Genomic DNA, 20,996 nt, shown 5'->3' with positions numbered 1-20,996 from the left:
CGGAGGCCTCCCGGATAATCAAGTTCTCACATTCTCCCCGGAGGAGTGAACGGCAACGGACCGGACGACGGGAGGACACATGACCGGTCACGCGCATTCTCGCCGCACCGTGTTGACGACCGGAGCCGCCGTGGCCGGGGCGGCCCTCGGAACCGCCGTCCTCGCCGCCTGCTCGGGCGAAGGCCGGGAGCCGGGCGGTGGACAGCCGCAGACCACGGTCCCCAAGGGAACCCGTCTCGCCGCGCTGGACGACGTGCCCGTCGGCTCGGCCACGTCCGTGACCACCCCCGACGGCCGCGAGGCCATCCTCTCCCGGCGCTCGGAGAACGAGGTGACCGCCTTCAGCGCGGTGTGCACCCACCAGGGTTGCACCGTGGTCCCCGACCAGTCCCAGCTGCGCTGCCCGTGCCACAACTCCACGTTCGACCCGTTCACCGGTGCCGTGCGCGGAGGTCCCGCCGACGCGCCGCTGCCCGCCATCGAGGTCACGATCGAGGGCAACGGCATCGTCACGGCGTGACGGGCGGCTCTTCCGTGCGAGGTCGCCCGCGAGCAGGTGCTCAGCCGTTCCAGGTGAACAGCGGTGCCCCCGCGGCGATCGGCCGACCGGCCTGGACGGCGGAGAGCGAGTCGGCGGCGGCGTCCAGCGCCACCACGGGCACCACCGGCGAGTACCCGGCGGCCCGCACGGCACCGGGGTCCCAGCCGATCACGGGCTGACCGGCGCGCACCTCCTCACCTCGCACGACGTGCAGCGTGAAGCCCTCCCCCTTCTGCTTGACGGTGTCGATGCCCAGGTGTACGAGCACGGCCCGGCCGTCGGCACCCGCGATGACGAACGCGTGCGGGTGCAGGGTCGCCACGGTGCCGTCGATCGGGGCCACCGCGTCGGCCTGCCCCTCCTCCGGTCGCACCGCGATTCCGGGGCCCACCATGGCCTGCGCGAACACCGCGTCCGGCACATCGGTCATGGGGATCGTCGTGCCCGCGACGGGGCTCTGCACTGTCAGACTCACAACAGGTCCTGGATGTCCTCGGCGATGGCGTCGGCCTCCGGCCCCACGACCACCTGCACGACGTCGCCCATCCTCGTGACCCCGTGTACGCCGAGCTGCTTGAGCGCGCCCTCGTCGACGACGGAGCCGTCCTCCAGTTCGCAGCGCAGCCGGGTGATGCATCCCTCGATCTCGACGACGTTGTCGGCGCCGCCGAGCGCCGCAAGAATCTTCTCCGGCCTGTCGTCCGTCATCGCGGCCTCCTTCTCGTTGTCTCGAGCCACAAACGCGTAACGGTGGTTGACACCTGGGCGGGACACGGAGCATTCTGCCCCACCACGCCAGTGGTCTAGACCGGAACGTACCAATCTCGAGCCGCTGGGGCGAGTACGGAGGTGGGCGATGGGCCGGGCCCGCGGCGGCACGACGGAGTGCGCCGACCGCATCCTCGACGGGCCGACGCCCAAGCACGCCCAGCTCCGGGCGATCCTGCGCCGGATGGTGGAACACGAACTGCCCGCCGGGACGGCGATCCCCTCGGAGCGCGAGCTTGCCGAGCGCTACGGCGTCTCACGGCTCACCGTCCGTACCGCCGTCGGCAGGCTCGTGGAGGAGGGGCTGCTGCACCGGGTCCGCGGCAGGGGCACCTTCACGGCGGCACGACGCATCGACCTCTCGCTCTACCTCATGTCGTTCACCGCCGACATGCGAAGGCGAGGGCTCACACCGAGCAGCCAGGTGCTCTCCACCAACACGGCCGTGCCACCGGAACGCACCCGCCGCGTCTTCGGCCTCGCCCCCGGCAGGCCCGCCCACCACATCCGGCGGCTGCGGAAGGCCGACGACGTTCCACTGGCCGTCGAGGACGGCTGGTACCACCCGGACGTCGTGCCGGACCCGCGCGACCTCGACCTGACCGGGTCGGTGTACGCCCAGCTCGCCCGGTACCACGGGGTACGTTTCGACACCGCACAGCAGACCGTGACCGCCGAGGCCGCCGAGGCCGGACACGCCGGGTTGCTCGGTCTGCGCCCCGGTGCGCCGCTGCTCTCCTTCCGGCGGTTGTCCAGTATCGGCGGCCGGGTCGCCGAGGACATGACCTCCTGGTACCGGGGCGACCGGTACCAGGTCACGGTGGCGTTGGACGCCACCCACCCACCGAACGTCGGCCCCACAGGAACCCACACCAGTACGGGAGTGCAGGGAGGACACCGATGAGCACCACGTCCGACACGAAGAAACGCAAGGGGAAGGGGCTCGCGGGGCTGCAACGCTTCGGCCGCAGCCTCATGCTGCCCATCGCCGCGTTGCCCGCCGCGGGCCTGCTGCTGCGGCTGGGGCAGGACGACATGCTGGGTCGCTGGGACGCGACGGCCGACGTGGCCAAGGTGCTGGCCGCCGCGGGCGGCGGACTGTTCGACTGGCTGCCGCTGCTGTTCGCCGTCGGGATCGCGGTCGGGTTCGCCCGCAAGGGCGACGGCTCCACCGGCGTGGCGGCGGTGGTCGGGTTCGTCGTGTTCAGCAAGGTCGTGCAGGTCTTCGCACCCATCGAGGAACTGGAGGGCTTCGAGCCGACACCCGGCTGGTACCTCGCCCCGATCAAGTGGCCGTACAGCGTGCTGTCCGGGGTCGTGGTGGGGTTGGTGACCGCGGTGGTGTGGCAGCGGTTCCACCGCGTGAAGCTGCCGCCGTACCTCGCGTTCTTCGGTGGACGGCGGTTCGTGCCGATCGTGAACTCCGTCGTGCTCCTGCTGCTCGGAGTGGTGTTCGGGCTGGTGTTCCCGGTGATCAACGCGGGCATCAACCACCTCGGTGAGCTCGCCACCAGTGACGCGGTGATCGGCGGCGGTGTCTACGGTGTGCTCAACCGACTGCTGATTCCCGTCGGCCTGCACCAGTTGCTCAACGTGCCGGTGTGGTTCGTGTTCGACGGCGGCGACATCAACAACTTCTTCGCGGGCGACCCCGAAGCCGGTGCCTTCATGACCGGGTTCTTCCCGATCTTCATGTTCGCCCTGCCCGCGGCGGCCTTGGCGATCTGGCAGACCGCGCGCCCGAGCCAGAAGAAGGTCGTCGGCGGCATCATGATCACCGCCGCCCTCACGGCGTTCCTCACCGGGATCACCGAACCGATCGAGTTCTCCTTCATGTACGTCGCGTGGCCGCTGTACCTGATCCACGCGGTGCTCACCGGTGTCTCGCTGGCCCTGGTGAACGCGCTCGACATCCACCTCGGGTTCACGTTCTCCGCGGGCGGGATCGACTTCCTGCTCAACTCGGGAGCCGAGGCCGCCAACAACGCGTGGCTGCTCGTCCCGATCGGCCTCGTCTACGCGGCGATCTACTACCTGCTGTTCCGGTGGGTGATCACCAAGTGGAACCTCCGTACCCCCGGCCGCGAGGAGGACGAGGGCGCCACGGAGGTGTCCGCGGCAGCGGACGACGAGGGCAGGCGCACGGCGAAGGAGGCCGACTCGGCAACCGACGGCCCGACGACGAAGGGATGACGGAAGTGCCCGAACGCACAGTGACGGTGGCGAGCAAGGTCGGACTGCACGCGAGGCCGGCGGCCCTGGTCGCCAAGACCGCGGCGGCGCAGTCCGTGGAGGTCACCATCGCCAAGGACGGCGGCACGCCGGTGGCCGCGTCGAGTGTGCTCAACCTGATGACACTCGGCGTGGCCCACGGCGACACGGTCGTGATCGCCGCCGAGGGTGACGGAGCCGAGGCGGCCGTGGACGCGGTCGCCGACGTCGTCGCCCAGGACCTCGACGGCTGACACTCAGTCCGTCCCCCCACACGCGCCCGGGCTCCACCAGGAGTCGGGCGCGTGTGCGTACCGCCCGGTCGGGGTACTCGATCGGCATGCAGGCACGAGCACATCAGAACCGGCCTCGCACCCGCGAGGAGTACGCGCGAGGCCTGCCCGACTACCACGATCCCACCGGCGGCTTCGGCGGGGCCGCACCGGCGTACAGTGCGCTGACCCTGCGGATCGTGCTCGCGACTCTCGCCGTGATCCTCTGTGTGGGCGGGGCGATCCTGTTCGCCTACTACGGCGAGTGGTGGGGGACCGTGCTGCTCGGCGTCGTCGGACTCGGCAGCCTGGTGGACCTGGGGTGGGTCGTCCATCGCAAGCGGCGCGGGGAACCGGGGTGAGCGAGCATGGACAGCGATCGGGGTAGGCGATGACGCCCAGGACAGTCACAGGACGTGTTTACGCCGACCGCAGCGCGGCAGGGCGTGCGCTCGCCGAAGTGTTGCGGGACACCGACTGGGTCGATCCCGTGGTACTGGGTCTCGCCCGAGGCGGGGTTCCCGTGGCCGCCGAGGTGGCGGCGGAACTCGGGGCGCCGCTCGACGTGACGGTGGCACGCAAGATCGGCGCGCCGGGACGGCCCGAGTTCGGTATCGGCGCGGTCACCGCCCACGGTCCCGTGGTGGTGGACGAACACAGTGTGCGCAGGCTGGGCATGACCCCCGAGGACCTCGACCGGGCAGGCGCACGTGAGCGCAGGGAAGTGTTGCGCAGACTCGACGTCTACCAGGGCGGTCGCGATCCCGAACGGCTCGAGGGCCGGGACGTGATCGTGGTCGACGACGGCCTCGCGACCGGTGTGACGGCCACGGCCGCCCTGCGTTCGCTGCGGCAGGCGGGACCGCGCAGGCTCGTCTTCGCAGCCCCCGTGTGCGCCCCGCAGGCCGCCTCCGCACTCCACGACGAGGCGGACCGGGTGGTCTGCGTGTCCGAGCCCCCGCACTTCCAGGCCGTCGGCCAGTGGTACGGCGATTTCTCCCAGACCACCGACGACGAGGTGGTCGCGCTCCTGGACCAGTACTCCGGGAGGACCTCGTGACCGTTCCGTTCGGTGTGGCGGCGGGCTCGGCGGCGTTGTCGGGCGACCTCACGGTGCCCTCCGACGCGCTCGGTGTGGTGGCGTTCGCGCACGGGTCCGGCAGTTCCCGGCACAGTCCGCGCAACGTGGCGGTGGCCCGCAGCCTCCAGGACCGCCGACTGGCGACGTTGCTGTTCGACCTCCTGTCCGAGGACGAGGAACGGTACGACGCCGCGACGGGGGAACTCCGGTTCGACATCGGCCTGCTCGCCGATCGGCTCGTCACCGCCGTGGACCAGCTCCGTGAGGACACCACGACGCGTAACCTGCCGATCGGCCTGTTCGGTGCGAGCACCGGAGCGGCGGCGGCGCTCGTCGCCGCGTCGCGCAGGCCGGAGGCGGTCCGCGCCGTGGTCTCACGCGGGGGACGGCCCGACCTCGCCGGCGACGCGCTGACGGAGGTCGAATGCGCCACCCTGCTCGTGGTGGGCGGCTCCGACACGCAGGTACTACGGCTCAACGAGCAGGCCGCGCATCGCCTGGCCGGTCCGCACGCGCTGGAGATCGTTCCCGGGGCGACGCACCTCTTCGAGGAACCCGGGGCACTGGAGCAGGTCGCCGAACTCGCCGGGACGTGGTTCACCCGGCAGCTGACCGGCTGAGCGAACCAGCGCGTCTCGTGTCCGCGGTTCCCCGACGTGTCCCCGTTAGAGTGGAGCCATGGAGAGCGTGCGGCTGATCGAGCAGTGGCCCGTCGACAACGCGGCGGCGGCAGTGGTGAGGGCGGACGGGACGGTACTCGGCACCCACGGTGACACGGCACGGGTCTTCCCCCTGGCGTCGGTGACCAAGCTCTTCACGGCCTACACCACCCTCATCGCCGTCGAGGAGGGTGCTGTGGACCTCGACCAGCCCGCGGGCCCGGAGGGCGCCACGATCCGGCACCTGCTCGCGCACACCGCGGGCCTCGGGTTCAACGAACACAAGGTGCTCGCCCCTGTCGGCCAGCGCCGCCTGTACTCCAGCGCGGGTTTCGAGCAGCTCGCCGACGCGCTCGCCGAGCACACCGGCATCGCGTTCGACACCTACCAGGACGAGGCACTGTTCCAGCCGCTCGGCATGCGCGACACCGTCCTCAAGGGCTCGCCGGGCGCGGGTGCGGAGTCCAGTGTGGACGACCTCGTCCGCTTCGCCACCGAACTCCAGGCACCGAGTCTGGTCGATCGATCCACTCTGGACGCTGCGACGCAGGTCGCGTTCCCGGGCCTCAACGGCGTCCTGCCCGGCTTCGGCCACCAGAAGCCCAACGACTGGGGGCTCGGTTTCGAGCTGCGCGGCCACAAGGACCCCCACTGGACCGGCAACCGCAGCTCGCCGAGGACGTTCGGCCACTTCGGCCAGTCGGGCACCTTCCTGTGGGTCGACCCCGACGCGGGCGTGGCGAGCATCGCGCTGACCGACCGGGCGTTCGGCCCCTGGGCCGCGCAGGTGTGGCCTGAGTTCACCGACGCCGTACTCGCCGAACTCGCCTGACGGTGGTCAGCGCTCCAGCACGCGCACCGGCTCGCCCCGCTGGAACGCGGCGATGTCGGCCACGGCGTCGCGGTAGAACACCTCGTAGGTCTCCCGGGTCACGAACCCGATGTGCGGGGTGAGCACGGCGTTGGGCAACGACCTCAGTGAATGATCGGCCGAGAGCGGCTCCTCGTCGTACACGTCGAGGGCCGCTCCGCCGATCACGCCGTCGCGCAGCGCGTGCACGAGTGCCTCGGTGTCCACGATGGGTCCACGCGAGGTGTTCACCAGCAACGCGGTGGGCTTCATGGCGGCGAGTTCGGCGGCCCCGACGAGTCCCCGGGTGCGCTCGCTCAGCACGAGATGCACCGTCAGCACGTCCGAACTCGCCAGCAACTCGTCCTTCGTCACCGCCGTGACATCGTGTTCGGCGGCCCGTTCGGGCGTGAGGTTGTGGCTCCACGCGATCGTGCGCATGCCGAAGGCCTGCCCGACCCTGGCCACCTGCGCGCCGAGCCGTCCCAGGCCGAGCACCCCCAGGGTGCGGCCCCGCAGGCCGGTGCCGAGTGTGCTCTGCCAGCCGCCGTCCCGCATGGCCCGCAGTTCGGTGGGCAGGTGACGGCAGGCCGCGAGGATCAACGCCCACGTCAGCTCCACCGTGGGATGCGGCAGGTATCCGGTGCCGCACACGAGGATGCCGTGCCTGCGCGCGGCCTCGACGTCGATGGACGCGTTGCGCTGTCCCGTGGTCACCAGCAGCCGCAGCTCCGGAAGCCGAGACAGCACCGAGTCGGGGAACGGCGTGCGTTCCCGCATGGCCACCACCACGTCGAAGCCCGCCAGCCTCCGCACGAGCTCGTCCTGATGGGCGATGTGTTCGGTGAACACGTGGACGTCGGCGTCGAGTGACTCCCAGTCGGCCAGTTCGAGAGCGACGTTCTGGTAGTCGTCGAGGATCGCGATCCGCATGCCCCCACGCTAGCGCCGCGAACCGGGCACGACCTCAGGGACGTGCGTCCACCCACACCAGGTGGTGGTCGGAAGCGGCGTTGAGGCGGTCGAGCCCGGTGCCGGGGACCGGCCAGAACACACCGTCACGTACGACCCTCATCCCGCGCGAGGGCAGCACGTAGTCGACGCGCAGGTTGCCCGGCTGCTCGTCGCCGAAGTCGGCGGTGTCGAACCACGGGCTGCCGCGATGGCCGTCGTTGGCGCCGCCCTGGACCCGCGCCGCCATCGCACCACCCGCGCTGGCGGGCCGCGTGTCGCGGACGCGCGGCGCGTCGAGCAACCGGTTCACGGCACCCGCGGTGCTGTCACCGTCCAGCGGATCGGCGTTGTAGTCGCCCACGATGACGAACCGTTCGCGCGGAGCGAGGCCACCCCGACGGCCCTCGTCGTCGTAGACGTAACCACCCCGGCCGGGGGTGACGTAGTCGGCCCAGAACCGGATCTCGTCGTGGTTACGCGTGCCGTTGCGGTCCTCCGGGCCGTCGAACGAGGGTGGAGTCGGATGCGCGGCGAGCACGTGAACGGTCCGCCGTCCCACACGGACGGGAACGTCCCAGTGCGACTTCGACGACAGCCGCAGTGTCTCCAGCACCTCCGGCGGGTACCAGTCCCCCGCCTCCGGAGTGTCCACATCGTCCGGAAGCAGTGCGCCGGGCATGTCCTTCCACAGGAAGGTCCGGAACGTCCGCACGCGCTCGGTGTCGATGGGATGCCGTGAGAGGACGAGCATCCCGTACTGTCCCGGGAAGGCTCCGAAGCCGTGTGCGTCGTCCGGGCCGTCGACCGTCCCGTCGCGGTTGAGGTCGTGCCCGGTCTGCACGCCGGTGTTGACCGGCGCGGTGTAGGCGTACGGGTAGTGGATGGGTTTCGCGCCGTTCTGCGGCACTTCGAGGTAGTTGCGCCGGAAAGCGTCGGCCGCGGCACCGCCCGCCACGTAGTCGAACTCGTTGACCAGCAGCACGTCGGGCCTGCTGCGCTGGATCACCTCGGCGACGGCCCTGGCCTGCTCGTCGTCCGGCGTGGACAGGTCGGCGAGCAGCTCCCCCTCGGCGGCGCGGTTGAGCGAGGCGTTGAACGTCGCGAACCGTACCGGCTCCCGGTCGGCCTGCTTCGCCGACGCGACTCCGGCGGTTCCCGACAACACCAACGCGGCCGCCAGTGCCACGACCCTTCCGCGCATCGCACCTCCACTGCCGATCGACACGGCCACCCTATCGGGCGGAGGTGAACAGCAGGAGTCCCTCGCGTTCCGTGCTGTGTTCAGTCCAGCGGCAACGGCAGGACGCCTCCGGTGGCCTCCCGTAGCGCGTCGCGCATCACCTCGCGCGGAGCGGGACGTCCGGTGAACTGCTCGACCTGGCCGAACGCCTGGTGCAGCAGCATGTCCAGTCCCGTGGCCACCCGCCCGTCACGAGCCGTCACAGCCTCGGCCAGCGGCGTCGGCCACGGGTGGTAGATCACGTCGAGCACGCACGGCACCGCGGCGAGCTCACCCACGTGTGGCGCGACGGCTTCGGGCGGCACAGTGTTGACCAGCACCTGCGCCCCGGTGGCGAGCGCGCCGAAATCAGCCTCCGCCCACCGGTGCACGGAGACCGCCAGCCCGGCCCGGCGTGCCGCCTCCGTGGTGGCCTGGGCCCGCGCCGGTTCCCGCACCACGACGTGGACGTCCGCGACACCGAGTTCGCCGAGAGCCGTCACGGCCGCCGAGGCCGTACCTCCAGCTCCCAGGACCACGGCGGTCCGCCCCTCCCCGGAACGGAGGCCGCCCGCGGCCCGCAGCGCGCCCGCGACACCGTCCACATCGGTGCAGTCGGCACGCCACCCGCCCGAGGGCAGGCGTACCAATGTGTTGGCGGCCTCCACAGCGAGGGCTCTCTGTGTCACCTCGTCGGCCACGGCCAACGCCGCCCGCTTGCCCGGCATGGTCACCGACAACCCCACCCACTCGTCTCCGAGCGCGTGGACGAACTCCGGCAGCGACTCGGCGTCGACCTCGTGGGTGTCGTAGTGCCAACCGGCGAGTCCGAGAGCGGTGTACGCGGCGTTGTGCAGGACGGGAGACAGCGAGTGCCGCACGGGCGAACCGAGCACCCCCGCCCTGCGAGGGATCACTGTGGACACACCGGGCTCAGTAGACACCGCGTGCCTGCGCATCGTCCCGGTCGGCCAGGTGATCCTCGTACTCCTCGTTGAAGCACGACAGGCCGTTCTTCTCGCACTTGACGAAGTACTTGTAGCGAGTGTCCTCCGGCTCCAGCGCCGCCTCGATGGCCTCCAGGCTCGGCGAGCCGATCGGAGTCTCGGGAAGCCCCTTCATACTGTAGGTGTTCCACGGTGTCTGCTTGAGCCGTTCCTCCCCCTTGGTGGTCAAGGTCGGCCGTTTCAACGGGTAGTTGACCGTGGAGTCCATCTCCAACCGCATGTCGGCTTCCAGCCGGTTGTAGATGACGCTGGACACCTTCGAGAAGTCGGCCTTCACAGCCTCCATCTCGACGATCGACGCGATGACCAGGACCTGGTACGGGCTGTACGGCGTGCTGCCCGCGGCACTCGGCAGGCCCGCGGCCTCCATCCTCGTGGCCGAGGCTTCGAGCACCTGCGACAGCAGGGCCTTGGCGTCCCCGCCGGGTTTGACGTCGTAGACGCCCGGCGCGATCAGGCCCTCCAGCTTGCGGCCCTTCGGGGCGCTCTCCGCAGCCTCGACGGCCCAGTCGGGCACGCCGAGCTCGGCGAGGTCCACGGAGTCGGCGGTCTCGCGCAGTTCGTCGGCCGACACGCACCTCTCCTCGCCGTTCAGCCGCGCGCACGACGCCTCTTCCAGCAGCGTGTAGATCCCGGGGGTCACCGAGTCGTCGGGCTGGATGACGTCGAAGAGCTTGGTACCGGCCCTGATCTGGAGATGACCGACCCTGGCCTCGTCGGCCACGAGGGCCTGCACTGCCGCTTCCCCGGACATCTTCGTCTTGACCTGGTAGTAGCCGGGCTGGATGCCGAGCACCCGCTCGTCGTCCTCACCGGCCTTGACGAAGGCCTCAGCACTGGCCACCACGTCGAGCTCGGCGAGCTTCGACGCGATGACGCTGGTGACGTCACCCTCCTCCACGTGGAGGAGTACGTCCTTCTCGCCGGTCCCCTCGTAGTCGTCGTAGCCGAAGCCCAGCAGTTCGCGCGCACCGAAGAACGCTCCGGCGCCCAACACCGCCAGCAGCGCGAGGGCGGCCACCCATTTCAACAGCCTGCGGCCCCGGCCCTCACGCCCGGTGTCGAGCTCGTCGTCGTCGGAGTCGTCGAAGAACCCCGGCTCCGCACGGTCGTCGCCGGAGTCGTGCTCGGCGCTGTCGTCGGGATCGCCGAGCTCACCGCGGTCACGGTCCCGGTCGCGCTCCCCGAGGTCCCCCCGAGCACCGCCTCGGAGTCCGTCGTCGGCATCACGGTCCCCGTACCCGGCTTCGTGGTCCTCGTAGTCGTCGTAGTCCTCGTAATCCTCGTAATCCTCGTAGCCGCGGTAGTCACCTTCGATCTCCTCGTCGTAGAGGTCGTCGTAGGGCTCGTGGAGTTCGAGGATCTCGGTGGGGTTGTCGTCCGGCGGCACACCGTCGTTGGGTGTGGGCCTGCGCCGCCGCATCGGCGGCCTGCCCGCAGGCCTCACCGGAGGCGGTGTCTGTGGTGGCTGTGTTGGCTGTGGCGGTTGCGGTGGCGGAGGGACCGCCGCCTGCCCGTCGTCCAGCAGATCACCCTGGTCACGCACGTGCCGGGGTGGAAGATCCTGCTCGGGGGCCGGGGGGCGGGGTGCGGGGTGCGGACGGCGCGGTGGCAACGGGTTCTCCCCGCTCACCGCGTGCCGGGGTGGCCGCGCGGGAGGCGGGGCCTGGTGCCGGGGCCCTCGCGGCGGCGGGTCCTGCGGAGGCTGTCCCGGCGGCTGCGGCGGGGGCTGCTGGCCCCGAGGGTGGCGCGGCGGAGGCGGGCCGGGACGCCGCCGGCTGCGGGGATCCGGGCCGTCGTACGGTGCGCTCACTACCGTTCCGCCTCCCGTGCGATGGCGGCAGCACGGCCGTCGAGCCAGCCCTGGAGGATCTCCACGGCGGCGACCTGGTCGACCACGGCTCGTTGCTTGCGTCCCTTCACACCCCGCTGCGACAACATGCGGCTCGCGCTCACGGTGCTCAGCCTTTCGTCGGCCAGCCGGACCGCTACGGGCGCAACCCGCTCGGCCAGTCGCCGTGCGTAGTCCATGGCGATGGCGGCAGCGGTGCCGTGACGGTCGGCCAGTGTCCTCGGAAGTCCCACGATCACCTCGACCACGTCGTGCTCGGTGACAAGCCGACTCAGCTCGTCGAGGTCCCTGTCGGTGTCGACATCACGCGACAGGGTAACGAGTGGTGTCGCCAGGATCGGCGCGGGATCGCTGAGCGCGACCCCGACCCGCACCGACCCGACGTCCACGGCAAGGCGCCGACCGGGCCCGGGATCGTCCACACCGGGCCGGTCGGGTCCGGTATCGCTCACCGGCTCGCCGCGACGGCCGCACGCAGGGCGTCGATGGCCTGCTCGACACCCTCCGGGCGGGTGCCGCCCCCCTGCGCCATGTCCGGTTTGCCGCCGCCACGCGCGCCGAGCGGCTCGGCGAACGACGGCACCAGCTTGCCCGCGGCCAGACCGGCGTCCCGCGCGGCGGCCGTGGTGGCCACCACGAAGCTCACCTTGCCCTCACTCCCGGGGGAGAACAGCGCCACCACACCGGGCCGTGACCCGAGCCGGTTGCGCACCTCGCCGGTGAGCGCCCGCAGCGCTCCCGCGTCGACGGCCTGGTCGAGCTTCTCGGCGACGACGGACACCCCGCCGACATCCCGAGCCCGGCCCGCCAGCGTGTCCGCCGAACCCAGCACCTCGCGCAGCCTGAACTGTTCGATCTCCTTCTCCGCGTTGCGCAGGCGGGTGAGCACGTCCTCGACGCGCGAGGGCAGTTCGTCGGTCGGCACCTTCAACGTGCCCGCGAGTTGCGACACCAACAACTGTTCCCTGCGCACGTGCCGCAGCGCGTCGGTGCCCACCAGCGCCTCGACACGGTGGACGCCCGAGCCCACCGAGGCGTCGCTGACGAGCTTGACCAGGCCGAGCTGGCCGATGCGCTCGACGTGGGTACCGCCGCACAGCTCACGCGAGTAGTCGCCCATGTCGACGACCCGAACGTTGTTGCCGTACTTCTCACCGAACAGCGCCACCGCGCCCAGTTCGAGGGCCTTGTCCTTCGTGGTGGTGTACGCCTGCACCTCGACGTCGGTCTGGAGGTAGTCGTTGACCTCCTCCTCGACCTCCGTCAGCACGTCGGCCGACACCGACTTCGGGGTGGTGAAGTCGAACCGCATACGGCCGGGCGTGTTCAGCGAACCGGCCTGGGCCGCACGGTTGCCGTAGGCGCCGCGCACGGCCGCGTGCACCAGATGGGTGGCTGAGTGCGAACGCGCGATGGACTCCCGTCGCGTGCCGTCCACGGAGGCGGCGAGCTCCGTGTCGACGCCCACCTCGCCCGCGACGACCTCGACACGGTGCACGAACAGGCCCGGCACGGCCTTCTGCACGTCGAGCACCTTCAGCTCGGCGCCGTCACCGACGAGCACACCGGTGTCCGCGATCTGGCCACCGCCCTCGGCGTAGAACGGAGTGCGGTCCAGCACGAGTTCGGCCTTGGTGCCCTCCTTGGCCGAACGCGCGGGTTTTCCGTCGACGAGCAGTCCCAGCACCCGCGCCGTGGCCTGGAGGTCGGTGTAGCCGACGAACTCGGTCTCACCGTGCTGCTCCAGCAGGCCGCGGTAGACCGACAGGTCACCGTGGCCGGTCTTGCGCGCGGCGGCGTCGGCCTTGGCACGCTGCCGCTGCTGCTCCATGAGCGTGCGGAAACCGTCCTCGTCCACCGCCAGCCCCTGCTCGGCCGCCATCTCCAGGGTCAGGTCGATGGGAAAGCCGTAGGTGTCGTGCAGCTGGAACGCCTTGTCGCCGGCCAGGATCGTGCCGCCCGAGCGCTTGGTCTCCTGCGCTGCCAGGTCGAAGATGCGCGACCCGCTGGTCAACGTCGAGAGGAAGGTCTCCTCCTCCACCCGCATCACGTCGCTGATGCGGTCGAAATCGCGCTCGACCTCGGGGTAGGAGGGCGCCATCGCGTCACGCACCACGGCGGCGAACTCCGGCAGCACAGGCTCGTGCACACCGAGCAGCCGCATCGAACGGACGATCCGCCGCAGCAGGCGGCGCAGCACGTACCCGCGAGCCTCGTTGCCGGGCGTGACGCCGTCGGCGATCAGCATGACACCCGAGCGGGCGTGGTCGGCGATCACGCGGAAGCGCACGTCGTCGGCGTGGTCGGCACCGTAGCGACGGCCGGAGAACTCCTCGGCCCGGTTGATCACCGGGCGCACCAGGTCGGTCTCGTAGACGTTCTCCACGCCCTGCAGCAGGTAGGCGACCCGCTCGATGCCCATGCCCGTGTCGATGTTCTTCTGCGGGAGCTCACCGATGGGCGGGTGCCCCTTCTTCGGGCTCAGCTCGCCACGGATCTCCTGCATGAACACGAGATTCCAGATCTCGAGGTAGCGGTCCTCGTCCACCGCCGGGCCGCCGTCGCGACCGTACTCGGGACCCCGGTCGTAGTAGATCTCCGAACACGGGCCGCACGGGCCGGGCACGCCCATGTCCCAGTAGTTGTCGTCGGCACCCCGGAACTGGATGCGGTCCGACGGCAGGCCCGCGATGTCCCGCCACATCGCCGCGGTCTCGGCGTCGTGCTCGTACACCGTGGCCCACAGCCGGTCCGGGTCGAATCCCAGACCGCCCGCGTCCTGCGACGTCGTGAGCAGCTCCCACGCCCGCTCGATGGCTCCCTGCTTGAAGTAGTCACCGAACGAGAAGTTGCCCGCCATCTGGAAGAACGTGTTGTGGCGCGTGGTCTTGCCGACCTCGTCGATGTCACCGGTGCGCACGCACTTCTGCACACTCGTGGCGCGAGGGTAGGGCGGCGGCACCTCACCGAGGAAGTACGGCTTGAACTGGACCATCCCCGCGTTGACGAACAGCAATGTCGGGTCGTCCAGGATCAGCGACGCGCTGGGAACCCTGGTGTGGCCGTGCTTTTCGAAGTAGTCGAGGAACCGTTTGTTGATTTCGTGAGTTTCCACTGGTCGTCCTTGGCGTGATGCTGTCCCGGCGCGGTGTCGCGCGAACGGTCAGGATGGATGCGAACGAAGGCGGCGGGGCCCCACGGCGCCGACACGGCGTGGCCGCGTCAGAGCCCCGCCTGACGCGCTCGCCGCGTCCGGGGTTCGGCCGCGGAGTGCCTGCCACGCGACCGTTCACCCCTGACCGGCGAGGACGGCCCCGGCCGGGTCTGCCGCGGCAGACCCGAGCGCCGTTCCACGATGTCGTTCAGCTCCTGCTCCCGCTCGCTCATACCGGCACGGACGTCCGCGCCGAACGCCCCGATCGCGCCGGCCAACTCCCGCACCGCGTCACCCAGGTTCGAGGCTAACCCGGCGGGAGTCGCCTGACGAGCCGTCTCGCTCGCCTTGCGGGCCAGACTCACCCCGGCGGCGACACCGACGCCGAGCCAGAACAGTCGCTTCATCACCTACCGCCCTTCTTCCTTCTGCGGCGGGAGTGCTTGCCGTCCTCGGCCTTGCTGCGCCGCGCACGCAGCGCCTTGCTGATGCCGTAGGACAGCGCTGCCGTCTTGACCAGTGGGCCGCCGAGCGTGGCCGTGAACACCGACGTCAGGGCCGAGACGTTGCCGGACACCGCCTGCGCGTTGGCCGTGATGCCGTCCACCCGCTCCAACTGCGCGTTGACGTGAGTGATCGTCTCGTTCGCCCCGGTGAGAATGGGATCGGTGTTCTCGTGCGCCTTCCGGATCGCGATCGTGGCCTCGTCCAGCGTGCGGCCGAGCTTGACCAACGCGATCGCCAGGAACAACACCAGCAGCACGAAGGCGCCTGCGGCGATCAACGCGGCGATCTGCCCTGCCGACACGTGCCCTCCTCGAAAGTATCGTGTGACCACCAGGATTGGCCGTCAGGCTACCGCGCGTCGTCAGCCGCTACCGACCGCCTCCCCGAATCGTGCGGCGCAGCTTGGGGACGCGTTCGTACAGAGTCCGCTCCGCGCCGTGCCTGCTGGGCCGGTAGTAGTCCCGGCCGACCAACTCGTCGGGTGGGTACTGCTGGGCCAGCACGCCTTCGGGCACGTCGTGCGGGTAGCGGTAGCCCTGGGCGTTGCCGAGCGCCGCCGCGCCGGAGTAGTGCCCGTCCCGCAGGTGCGGGGGAACCGTGCCCACGCCGCCCGAACGCACGTCGGCGAGGGCGGCGTCGATGGCCGTGATGACGGCGTTCGACTTGGGCGCCGTGGCGAGATGCACGGTCGCCTGGGCGAGCGCGAGGCGTCCCTCGGGCATGCCGATGAACTGCACGGCGTGGGCGGCGGCGACAGCCGCCTGCAGCGCGGTGGGATCGGCCAGCCCGATGTCCTCACTCGCGTGCACCACGAGCCTGCGGGCGATGAACCGAGGGTCCTCCCCCGCCTCGATCATGCGGGCGAGGTAGTGCAGGGCGGCGTCGACGTCGGACCCGCGAATCGACTTGATGAACGCGCTGATGACGTCGTAGTGCTGGTCACCGTCGCGGTCGTAGCGCACGGCGGCCTTGTCCACCGTGGACTCCACGACGGCGAGGTCCACGGTCGGGCGCCCGGTGGCCGTGCCGGTGACCGTGGCGGCCTCCGCCGCCGCCTCCAGCGCGGTCAGAGCCCGGCGCGCATCCCCCGCGGCGAGTCGCACGAGGTGTTCCACGGCCTCGTCCGTCATCTCCACGGAGCCGGCGAGGCCACGCTCGTCGGCCACGGCGCGACGGACGAGCGCTGTGATGTCGGCGTCGTCCAGCGGGCGCAGCCCGAGCACGAGCGAGCGCGACAGCAGAGGCGCGACCACCGAGAACGACGGGTTCTCCGTGGTGGCCGCGACGAGCAGCACCGTGCGGTCCTCCACCGCGCCCAACAGCGCGTCCTGCTGGGTCTTGGAGAACCGGTGCACCTCGTCGATGAAGAGCACCGTGTCCTCGGCGGCGTACGCGCGGCGGCGCCGGGCCTCCTCGATGACGCCCCTGACCTCCTTCACGCCCGCCGACAGAGCCGACAGCGCCACGAACCGCCGCCCGGTGGCCGTGGAGACGAGGTTGGCGAGCGTGGTCTTACCCGTGCCCGGCGGGCCGTACAGCAACACCGAGGCCGGGGTCGCGCCCTCCACGAGCCTGCGCAGCGGCGCGCCCTCGCCCAGGAGGTGCTGCTGGCCGACGACCTCGTCGAGCGAGCGGGGCCGCATCCGCACCGCGAGCGGCGCGTTCGGCGGGGTGGCCTGCACGCGCGGCACCGCCTGCTGGGACGGCTGTTCGGCGACGTCCGGGTTCACCCTGAAGAGTTCGTCCTGGTGCACCCCTTGACCGTAACCGCAGGGGCGGACAGGAGTCTCTCGCCGTCGTGTCCTCGCCGTCCTGCCGCACCCACCGCCGTGGTCAGCGGAACGCCGGATACAGCGCCAGGTCGAGATTCGGCTCGAACCGCGTGTCCAGAGCGGCGGCCACAGCCGCGGCGTGCTCGGAGACGGCGGCGTCACCGCCCTGAGCGGCGCGGGCCGCCAGGTCGCGCCACCACGTCACCAGGGCCGCGGCCCGGCTGGTGGGGCTCGCCTTCCTCGTGTCGGCGAGTCTCGGCAGCTCCCGCCACGTCGACAACCACACGAGCACCAACTGCGCACCCAGCGTGTAGGCCGACAGCAGCTCGTCGTCGGCGAGCGCGGGCCAGAGGTCGACGACCTCCGCCCGCCACGCGGCGGTCATCGCCTCGCTCAGTCCCGCGGGCAGAGCCAGCGGCTGCCGGCTGGAGGCGAACGGCACCCGCAGGTGGGCGACGTCGGTGAGCGCACTGCGGATGCGGCCGTGCTCGAAGTCGAGGAACCGCACCCCGGCTCCGGTGATCAGATTGTTGTCCGGCCACAGATCCACGGGCGAGAACGCCCGGTACGACACCGAGCGGGCGTTGTCCGCCGCCCGCTCCACGGCATCGAGCACCGTCTCCGGCGTCGTCACCCCGAACGAGTCGTGCAGCAACGCGGGCAGCTCCGCCACCGCCGCGAGCGGCACCAGCTCCTCACCGTCGAGGTAACCCGCCTCGTCGTCCCCGCGGGACCTCCCGCTGAGCCGCCGCAACAACGCGTGGAAGTCGGCTTCCCGGCTGGCGGTGCTGGCGTGCATGCGCCCGAGGGACCGCGCCCACGACAGCAACGCCGTCTCGGCCGCACGGCTGTCCGAACCGCGCAGCTTGTCCTCCAGCGTCGGAGCGCGCCCCAGATCCTCGATCACCAGGACCCGCCTGTCGCCGTCGTGGGCCAGCAACTCGGGGCACACGCGCTCCTCGGGCGGCAGGGCCGTGAACAACTGGTAGCTCGCCGCCTCCCTGGCGAACGAAGCGCTCGTCGACTCGTCCGGGTAGTGCTTGACCACCAGCGTCCGCGGCAGCGCGAACGCCGACGACGCCACCCTGGCCCTGACCACCACGGCCGGGCCGCTACCCGCGAGGTCCTCCGGCTCCGCGAGCGGGATCGCACTGCCGAAACGCTGGGCGAGAACGGATTCGGCGGTCGCCACGGCGTGCGCGACCGGAGACGGTTCGGCTCCCGCACCGATCGACGATCCGTCGGTGGAGGAGGCATCCAGAATCATCGTATTCGACCCTACTAGTCGACGTGTGGGCGCCACCACAGGCAATCGGCTGATGCGCAGGGCGCGGCTCCACTCACGGTGTCGTGTACGGCGGGGCCTCAGCGCTGCTGTGTCGTCACCGGCTTGGCGTCGACACCCGCCTCCTTGCGTTGCTGCGCGGTGATGGGCGCCGGAGCGCCGGTGAGCGGGTCGTAACCGCCGCCGGTCTTCGGGAAGGCGATCACCTCGCGCAGCGACTCGGCGCCGGCGAGCAGCATCACGATGCGGTCCCAGCCGAACGCGATGCCGCCGTGCGGCGGGGGCCCGTACTGGAAGGCGTCGAGCAGGAAGCCGAACTTCTCCTGGGCCTCCTCCTCGGAAAGCCCCATGATCTCGAACACGCGCTTCTGCACGTCGGCGCGGTGGATACGGATGGAACCGCCACCGATCTCGTTGCCGTTGCAGACGATGTCGTAGGCGTAGGCCAGCGCGCCCGCCGGGTCGGACTCGAACTTGTCGATCCACTCGGGGGTGGGCGAGGTGAACGCGTGGTGCAGCGCCGTCCACTTGCCGCCGCCGACGCTGACGTCGTCGCTGTCCTCGGCCGCCTCGAACATCGGGAAGTCCACCACCCACACGAACGACCAGGCGTTCTCGTCGATCATGTCGAGCCGGTGGGCGATCTCCACCCGGGCCATGCCCAACAGCTGCCGCGCGTCCTTCGGCTTGCCCGCGGCGAAGAAGATGCAGTCGCCGGGCTTCGCACCCGCGGCCTCCACGAGGTTCTCGCGCTCGGTCTCGGACAGGTTCTTGGCGACCGGACCGCCGAGCGTGCCGTCCTCGCCCACGAGCACGTAGGCCAGGCCCCTGTGACCGCGCTGCTTGGCCCACTCCTGCCACGCGTCGAGCGTGCGGCGCGGCTGGTCGGCCCCGCCCGGCATGACCACGGCGCCGACGTAGGGGGCCTGGAAGACGCGGAACGGCGTGTCGGCGAAGAAGTCGGTGAGCTCGACGAGTTCGAGCCCGAAGCGCAGGTCCGGCTTGTCGGTGCCGTACTTGCTCATCGCCTCGGCGTAGCTCATGCGCCGGAACGGCGTGGTCACCTCGGCACCGGCGAGCTTCCACAGCGCCGACAGGACGTTCTCGGCGAGCGCGATGACGTCGTCCTGCTCGACGAAACTCATCTCGATGTCGAGCTGGGTGAACTCGGGCTGCCGGTCGGCACGGAAGTCCTCGTCACGGTAGCAGCGCGCGATCTGGTAGTAGCGCTCCAGCCCGCCCACCATGAGCAACTGCTTGAACAGCTGCGGCGACTGCGGAAGCGCGTACCAGGAGCCCGGCTTCAGCCGCGCGGGAACCAGGAAGTCCCGCGCCCCCTCGGGCGTCGAGCGCGTCATGGTCGGCGTCTCGATCTCGAGGAAGCCGTGCTGGTGCAGCACCTCGCGGGCGACGCGGTTGACCTCGCTACGCAGGCGCATGATCCGAGCCGGACCGTTGCGCCGCAGGTCGAGGTAGCGGTAGCGCAGGCGCGTCTCCTCGCCGACGTCGAGCCGCTCGTCGATCGGGAACGGCAGCACAGCCGACTCCGACAGCACCTCCAGCTCGGTGACGAGCACCTCGATGTCGCCGGTGGGGATGTCCGGGTTCTCGTTGCCCTCGGGCCGCCGCGACACCTCGCCGGTGACCTTCAGGCAGTACTCGGAGCGCAGCGCGTGGGCGCGCTCGGCCATCTCGCCCTCGCGGAAGACCACCTGGGCCACGCCACTCGCGTCCCGGAGATCGATGAAGATCACCCCGCCGTGATCGCGCCGCCGGGCCACCCAACCGGTCAGGGTGACTGTCTGGCCAACGTGCTCGGCACGCAGCGTGCCGGCGTCGTGAGTGCGAAGCACTTCGCGGGATCCTCTCGGGTGATGTTCGGGCGACAGTGGTTCTCGACTGGTTCTCGACTGGTTCTCGACGGACCGCGACTCCCGAGTCCGGGTAAATCAGCAGCCGACAGCACAGGTTAGCCAACGCAACCGGTGCCGTCGCCACCAGGCTTCCCGCACGAGCCCACTCCATACACCTGACGGGTGAACCGGTCGCTACACCCCGGACGGCAACGAGGAGGACATCGCGCTGGCCGCGGCCCGCACGGCATGCCCGAAGCGGTCGAGGTCGAGCGTCTGTGCCCGGCCCGTCACCGACAGCGCCGCGACGACCCGGCCGTCGCGGCCGTGCACCGGCGCGGCGACGGCGGCGACCCCGGCCTCCGCCTCCTCGTAGGTGACGGCAACGCCCCGCTCCTTCGTGCGCGCGAGGTCGCGGTGGAGCAGTCCGGGTAGCACGATGGTCCTCGGCGTGAACCGGGTCAGTCCCACACTCACGAGCTGCCGGAACCGCTCCCGGCCACCCCAGGCGAGGAACACCTTGCCCGTCGCCGCGCAGTGCGACGGCATCCGCGCGCCGACACGGGTGGCGAGCGGCACGGAGTCCCGGCCGGCCACCCGCTCGACGAACAGCGTGTAGAAGCTGTCCGGAACGGCGAGGTTCACGTTCTCCCTGCTGACCTCGTGCAGGCGTTCCAGGTGCGGCAGGGCCGCCTCCCGCAGCACACGGTGCACGGGCACGAGTTGACCGAGCCAGAACAGCTTCGTGGCCAACCGGTAGCTGCCGGATCCCGACTTCTCGACCGCTCCCCACTCCATGAGGTCACCGAGCAGCCGGTGGGCCGTCGGCTTGGGCAACCCGGTCCGCCTGGCGATCTCGGCGAGCGTCAGCTCCGGCTCACCCGAGCTGAACGCGTCCAGCAGGGACAGCCCACGGACGAGCACCGACCGGGACCGCGTCGTCGCGAGCTGCTTCGTCTCCCCATCCACGGTGGGTCATAGTACGAGGCTGATCGGCGAGGCAAGGGAGGT

22 protein-coding genes are annotated in these 20,996 nt (G+C 70.8%); 8 read left to right on the top strand and 14 right to left on the bottom strand.

Annotation, left to right across the window (positions count from 1 at the left end; translation table 11 throughout):
* Positions 1-79 precede the first annotated feature (79 nt).
* Positions 80-520 (top strand): Rieske (2Fe-2S) protein, encoded by a 441-nt coding sequence (locus SACCYDRAFT_RS09305; protein ID WP_005455640.1) that lies wholly within the window; start codon positions 80-82, stop codon positions 518-520.
* A gap of 40 nt (positions 521-560) precedes the next feature.
* On the opposite strand, the gene SACCYDRAFT_RS09300 is transcribed toward SACCYDRAFT_RS09305, so the two are convergent.
* A complete protein-coding gene (locus SACCYDRAFT_RS09300) occupies positions 561-1,016 on the bottom strand; it encodes a PTS sugar transporter subunit IIA (RefSeq protein WP_005455639.1) in 456 nt (151 codons plus the stop codon).
* Positions 1,013-1,249, bottom strand: coding sequence for a glucose PTS transporter subunit EIIB (locus SACCYDRAFT_RS09295; protein ID WP_005455638.1), 237 nt, complete (start codon positions 1,247-1,249; stop codon positions 1,013-1,015). The genes SACCYDRAFT_RS09300 and SACCYDRAFT_RS09295 overlap by 4 nt, the downstream gene beginning before the upstream one ends.
* A 148-nt stretch (positions 1,250-1,397) precedes the next feature.
* Here SACCYDRAFT_RS09295 and SACCYDRAFT_RS09290 point away from each other — a divergent pair, with 148 nt between their 5' ends.
* From SACCYDRAFT_RS09290 to SACCYDRAFT_RS09260, 7 genes are all read left to right on the top strand, one after another.
* Positions 1,398-2,213: a GntR family transcriptional regulator gene (locus SACCYDRAFT_RS09290; RefSeq protein WP_005455637.1), complete on the top strand. Its 816-nt coding sequence runs from the start codon at positions 1,398-1,400 to the stop codon at positions 2,211-2,213.
* On the top strand, positions 2,210-3,502 hold the full coding sequence (locus tag SACCYDRAFT_RS09285) for a PTS transporter subunit EIIC (protein WP_005455636.1): 1,293 nt from the start codon (positions 2,210-2,212) through the stop codon (positions 3,500-3,502). Before SACCYDRAFT_RS09290 ends, SACCYDRAFT_RS09285 begins: the two co-directional genes overlap by 4 nt.
* A gap of 5 nt (positions 3,503-3,507) precedes the next feature.
* Entirely contained in the window at positions 3,508-3,774 is a 267-nt protein-coding gene (locus tag SACCYDRAFT_RS09280; protein ID WP_043537173.1) for an HPr family phosphocarrier protein, read from the top strand.
* Positions 3,775-3,860: 86 nt separating this feature from the next.
* Positions 3,861-4,154, top strand: coding sequence for a DUF6343 family protein (locus SACCYDRAFT_RS09275; RefSeq protein ID WP_043537172.1), 294 nt, complete (start codon positions 3,861-3,863; stop codon positions 4,152-4,154).
* Positions 4,155-4,183: 29 nt separating this feature from the next.
* The gene (locus tag SACCYDRAFT_RS09270; RefSeq protein WP_005455633.1) at positions 4,184-4,852 is read left to right on the top strand and encodes a phosphoribosyltransferase; all 669 of its coding nucleotides are present in this window, start codon (positions 4,184-4,186) and stop codon (positions 4,850-4,852) included.
* Entirely contained in the window at positions 4,849-5,493 is a 645-nt protein-coding gene (locus tag SACCYDRAFT_RS09265; RefSeq protein ID WP_005455632.1) for a dienelactone hydrolase family protein, read from the top strand. The genes SACCYDRAFT_RS09270 and SACCYDRAFT_RS09265 overlap by 4 nt, the downstream gene beginning before the upstream one ends.
* A 58-nt stretch (positions 5,494-5,551) precedes the next feature.
* Positions 5,552-6,364, top strand: a complete 813-nt coding sequence (locus SACCYDRAFT_RS09260) for a serine hydrolase domain-containing protein (RefSeq protein WP_005455631.1) — start codon at positions 5,552-5,554, stop codon at positions 6,362-6,364.
* A gap of 6 nt (positions 6,365-6,370) precedes the next feature.
* On the opposite strand, the gene SACCYDRAFT_RS09255 is transcribed toward SACCYDRAFT_RS09260, so the two are convergent.
* The 12 genes from SACCYDRAFT_RS09255 to SACCYDRAFT_RS09200 all read right to left on the bottom strand — a co-directional run bounded on the left by SACCYDRAFT_RS09255 (position 6,371) and on the right by SACCYDRAFT_RS09200 (position 20,954).
* The gene (locus tag SACCYDRAFT_RS09255; RefSeq protein ID WP_005455630.1) at positions 6,371-7,315 is read right to left on the bottom strand and encodes a D-2-hydroxyacid dehydrogenase family protein; all 945 of its coding nucleotides are present in this window, start codon (positions 7,313-7,315) and stop codon (positions 6,371-6,373) included.
* 34 nt (positions 7,316-7,349) lie between these two features.
* Positions 7,350-8,537, bottom strand: coding sequence for an endonuclease/exonuclease/phosphatase family protein (locus SACCYDRAFT_RS09250; protein WP_005455629.1), 1,188 nt, complete (start codon positions 8,535-8,537; stop codon positions 7,350-7,352).
* A gap of 80 nt (positions 8,538-8,617) precedes the next feature.
* The gene (locus SACCYDRAFT_RS09245; protein WP_005455628.1) at positions 8,618-9,514 is read right to left on the bottom strand and encodes a shikimate dehydrogenase; all 897 of its coding nucleotides are present in this window, start codon (positions 9,512-9,514) and stop codon (positions 8,618-8,620) included.
* Positions 9,489-10,985 carry an endolytic transglycosylase MltG gene (gene mltG / locus SACCYDRAFT_RS09240; RefSeq protein WP_005455627.1) on the bottom strand — a complete coding sequence of 499 codons (1,497 nt, stop codon included), beginning with the start codon at positions 10,983-10,985 and terminating at the stop codon, positions 9,489-9,491. Before mltG ends, SACCYDRAFT_RS09245 begins: the two co-directional genes overlap by 26 nt.
* Before the next feature lie 389 nt (positions 10,986-11,374).
* Positions 11,375-11,866, bottom strand: a complete 492-nt coding sequence (gene ruvX, locus SACCYDRAFT_RS09235; RefSeq protein WP_005455626.1) for a Holliday junction resolvase RuvX — start codon at positions 11,864-11,866, stop codon at positions 11,375-11,377.
* Positions 11,863-14,529 carry an alanine--tRNA ligase gene (alaS, locus tag SACCYDRAFT_RS09230; protein ID WP_005455625.1) on the bottom strand — a complete coding sequence of 889 codons (2,667 nt, stop codon included), beginning with the start codon at positions 14,527-14,529 and terminating at the stop codon, positions 11,863-11,865. Before alaS ends, ruvX begins: the two co-directional genes overlap by 4 nt.
* A 107-nt stretch (positions 14,530-14,636) precedes the next feature.
* Entirely contained in the window at positions 14,637-14,975 is a 339-nt protein-coding gene (locus tag SACCYDRAFT_RS09225; protein ID WP_005455623.1) for a hypothetical protein, read from the bottom strand.
* Positions 14,975-15,376 carry a DUF948 domain-containing protein gene (locus tag SACCYDRAFT_RS09220; RefSeq protein WP_005455622.1) on the bottom strand — a complete coding sequence of 134 codons (402 nt, stop codon included), beginning with the start codon at positions 15,374-15,376 and terminating at the stop codon, positions 14,975-14,977. Before SACCYDRAFT_RS09220 ends, SACCYDRAFT_RS09225 begins: the two co-directional genes overlap by 1 nt.
* Before the next feature lie 67 nt (positions 15,377-15,443).
* The gene (locus tag SACCYDRAFT_RS09215; RefSeq protein WP_005455620.1) at positions 15,444-16,829 is read right to left on the bottom strand and encodes a replication-associated recombination protein A; all 1,386 of its coding nucleotides are present in this window, start codon (positions 16,827-16,829) and stop codon (positions 15,444-15,446) included.
* Between the two features lie 79 nt (positions 16,830-16,908).
* Positions 16,909-18,114, bottom strand: coding sequence for a hypothetical protein (locus tag SACCYDRAFT_RS09210; protein ID WP_005455619.1), 1,206 nt, complete (start codon positions 18,112-18,114; stop codon positions 16,909-16,911).
* Positions 18,115-18,212: 98 nt separating this feature from the next.
* Positions 18,213-19,985 (bottom strand): aspartate--tRNA ligase, encoded by a 1,773-nt coding sequence (aspS, locus tag SACCYDRAFT_RS09205; protein WP_005455618.1) that lies wholly within the window; start codon positions 19,983-19,985, stop codon positions 18,213-18,215.
* Between the two features lie 195 nt (positions 19,986-20,180).
* Positions 20,181-20,954, bottom strand: a complete 774-nt coding sequence (locus tag SACCYDRAFT_RS09200; RefSeq protein WP_005455617.1) for an IclR family transcriptional regulator — start codon at positions 20,952-20,954, stop codon at positions 20,181-20,183.
* Between the last annotated feature and the right edge of the window lie 42 nt (positions 20,955-20,996).

The organism is Saccharomonospora cyanea NA-134 (genome assembly GCF_000244975.1).
GTDB lineage: Bacteria > Actinomycetota > Actinomycetes > Mycobacteriales > Pseudonocardiaceae > Saccharomonospora > Saccharomonospora cyanea.
Note: the sequence above shows the minus strand (reverse complement) of the source record. Positions and strands in the feature narration are given on the sequence as shown.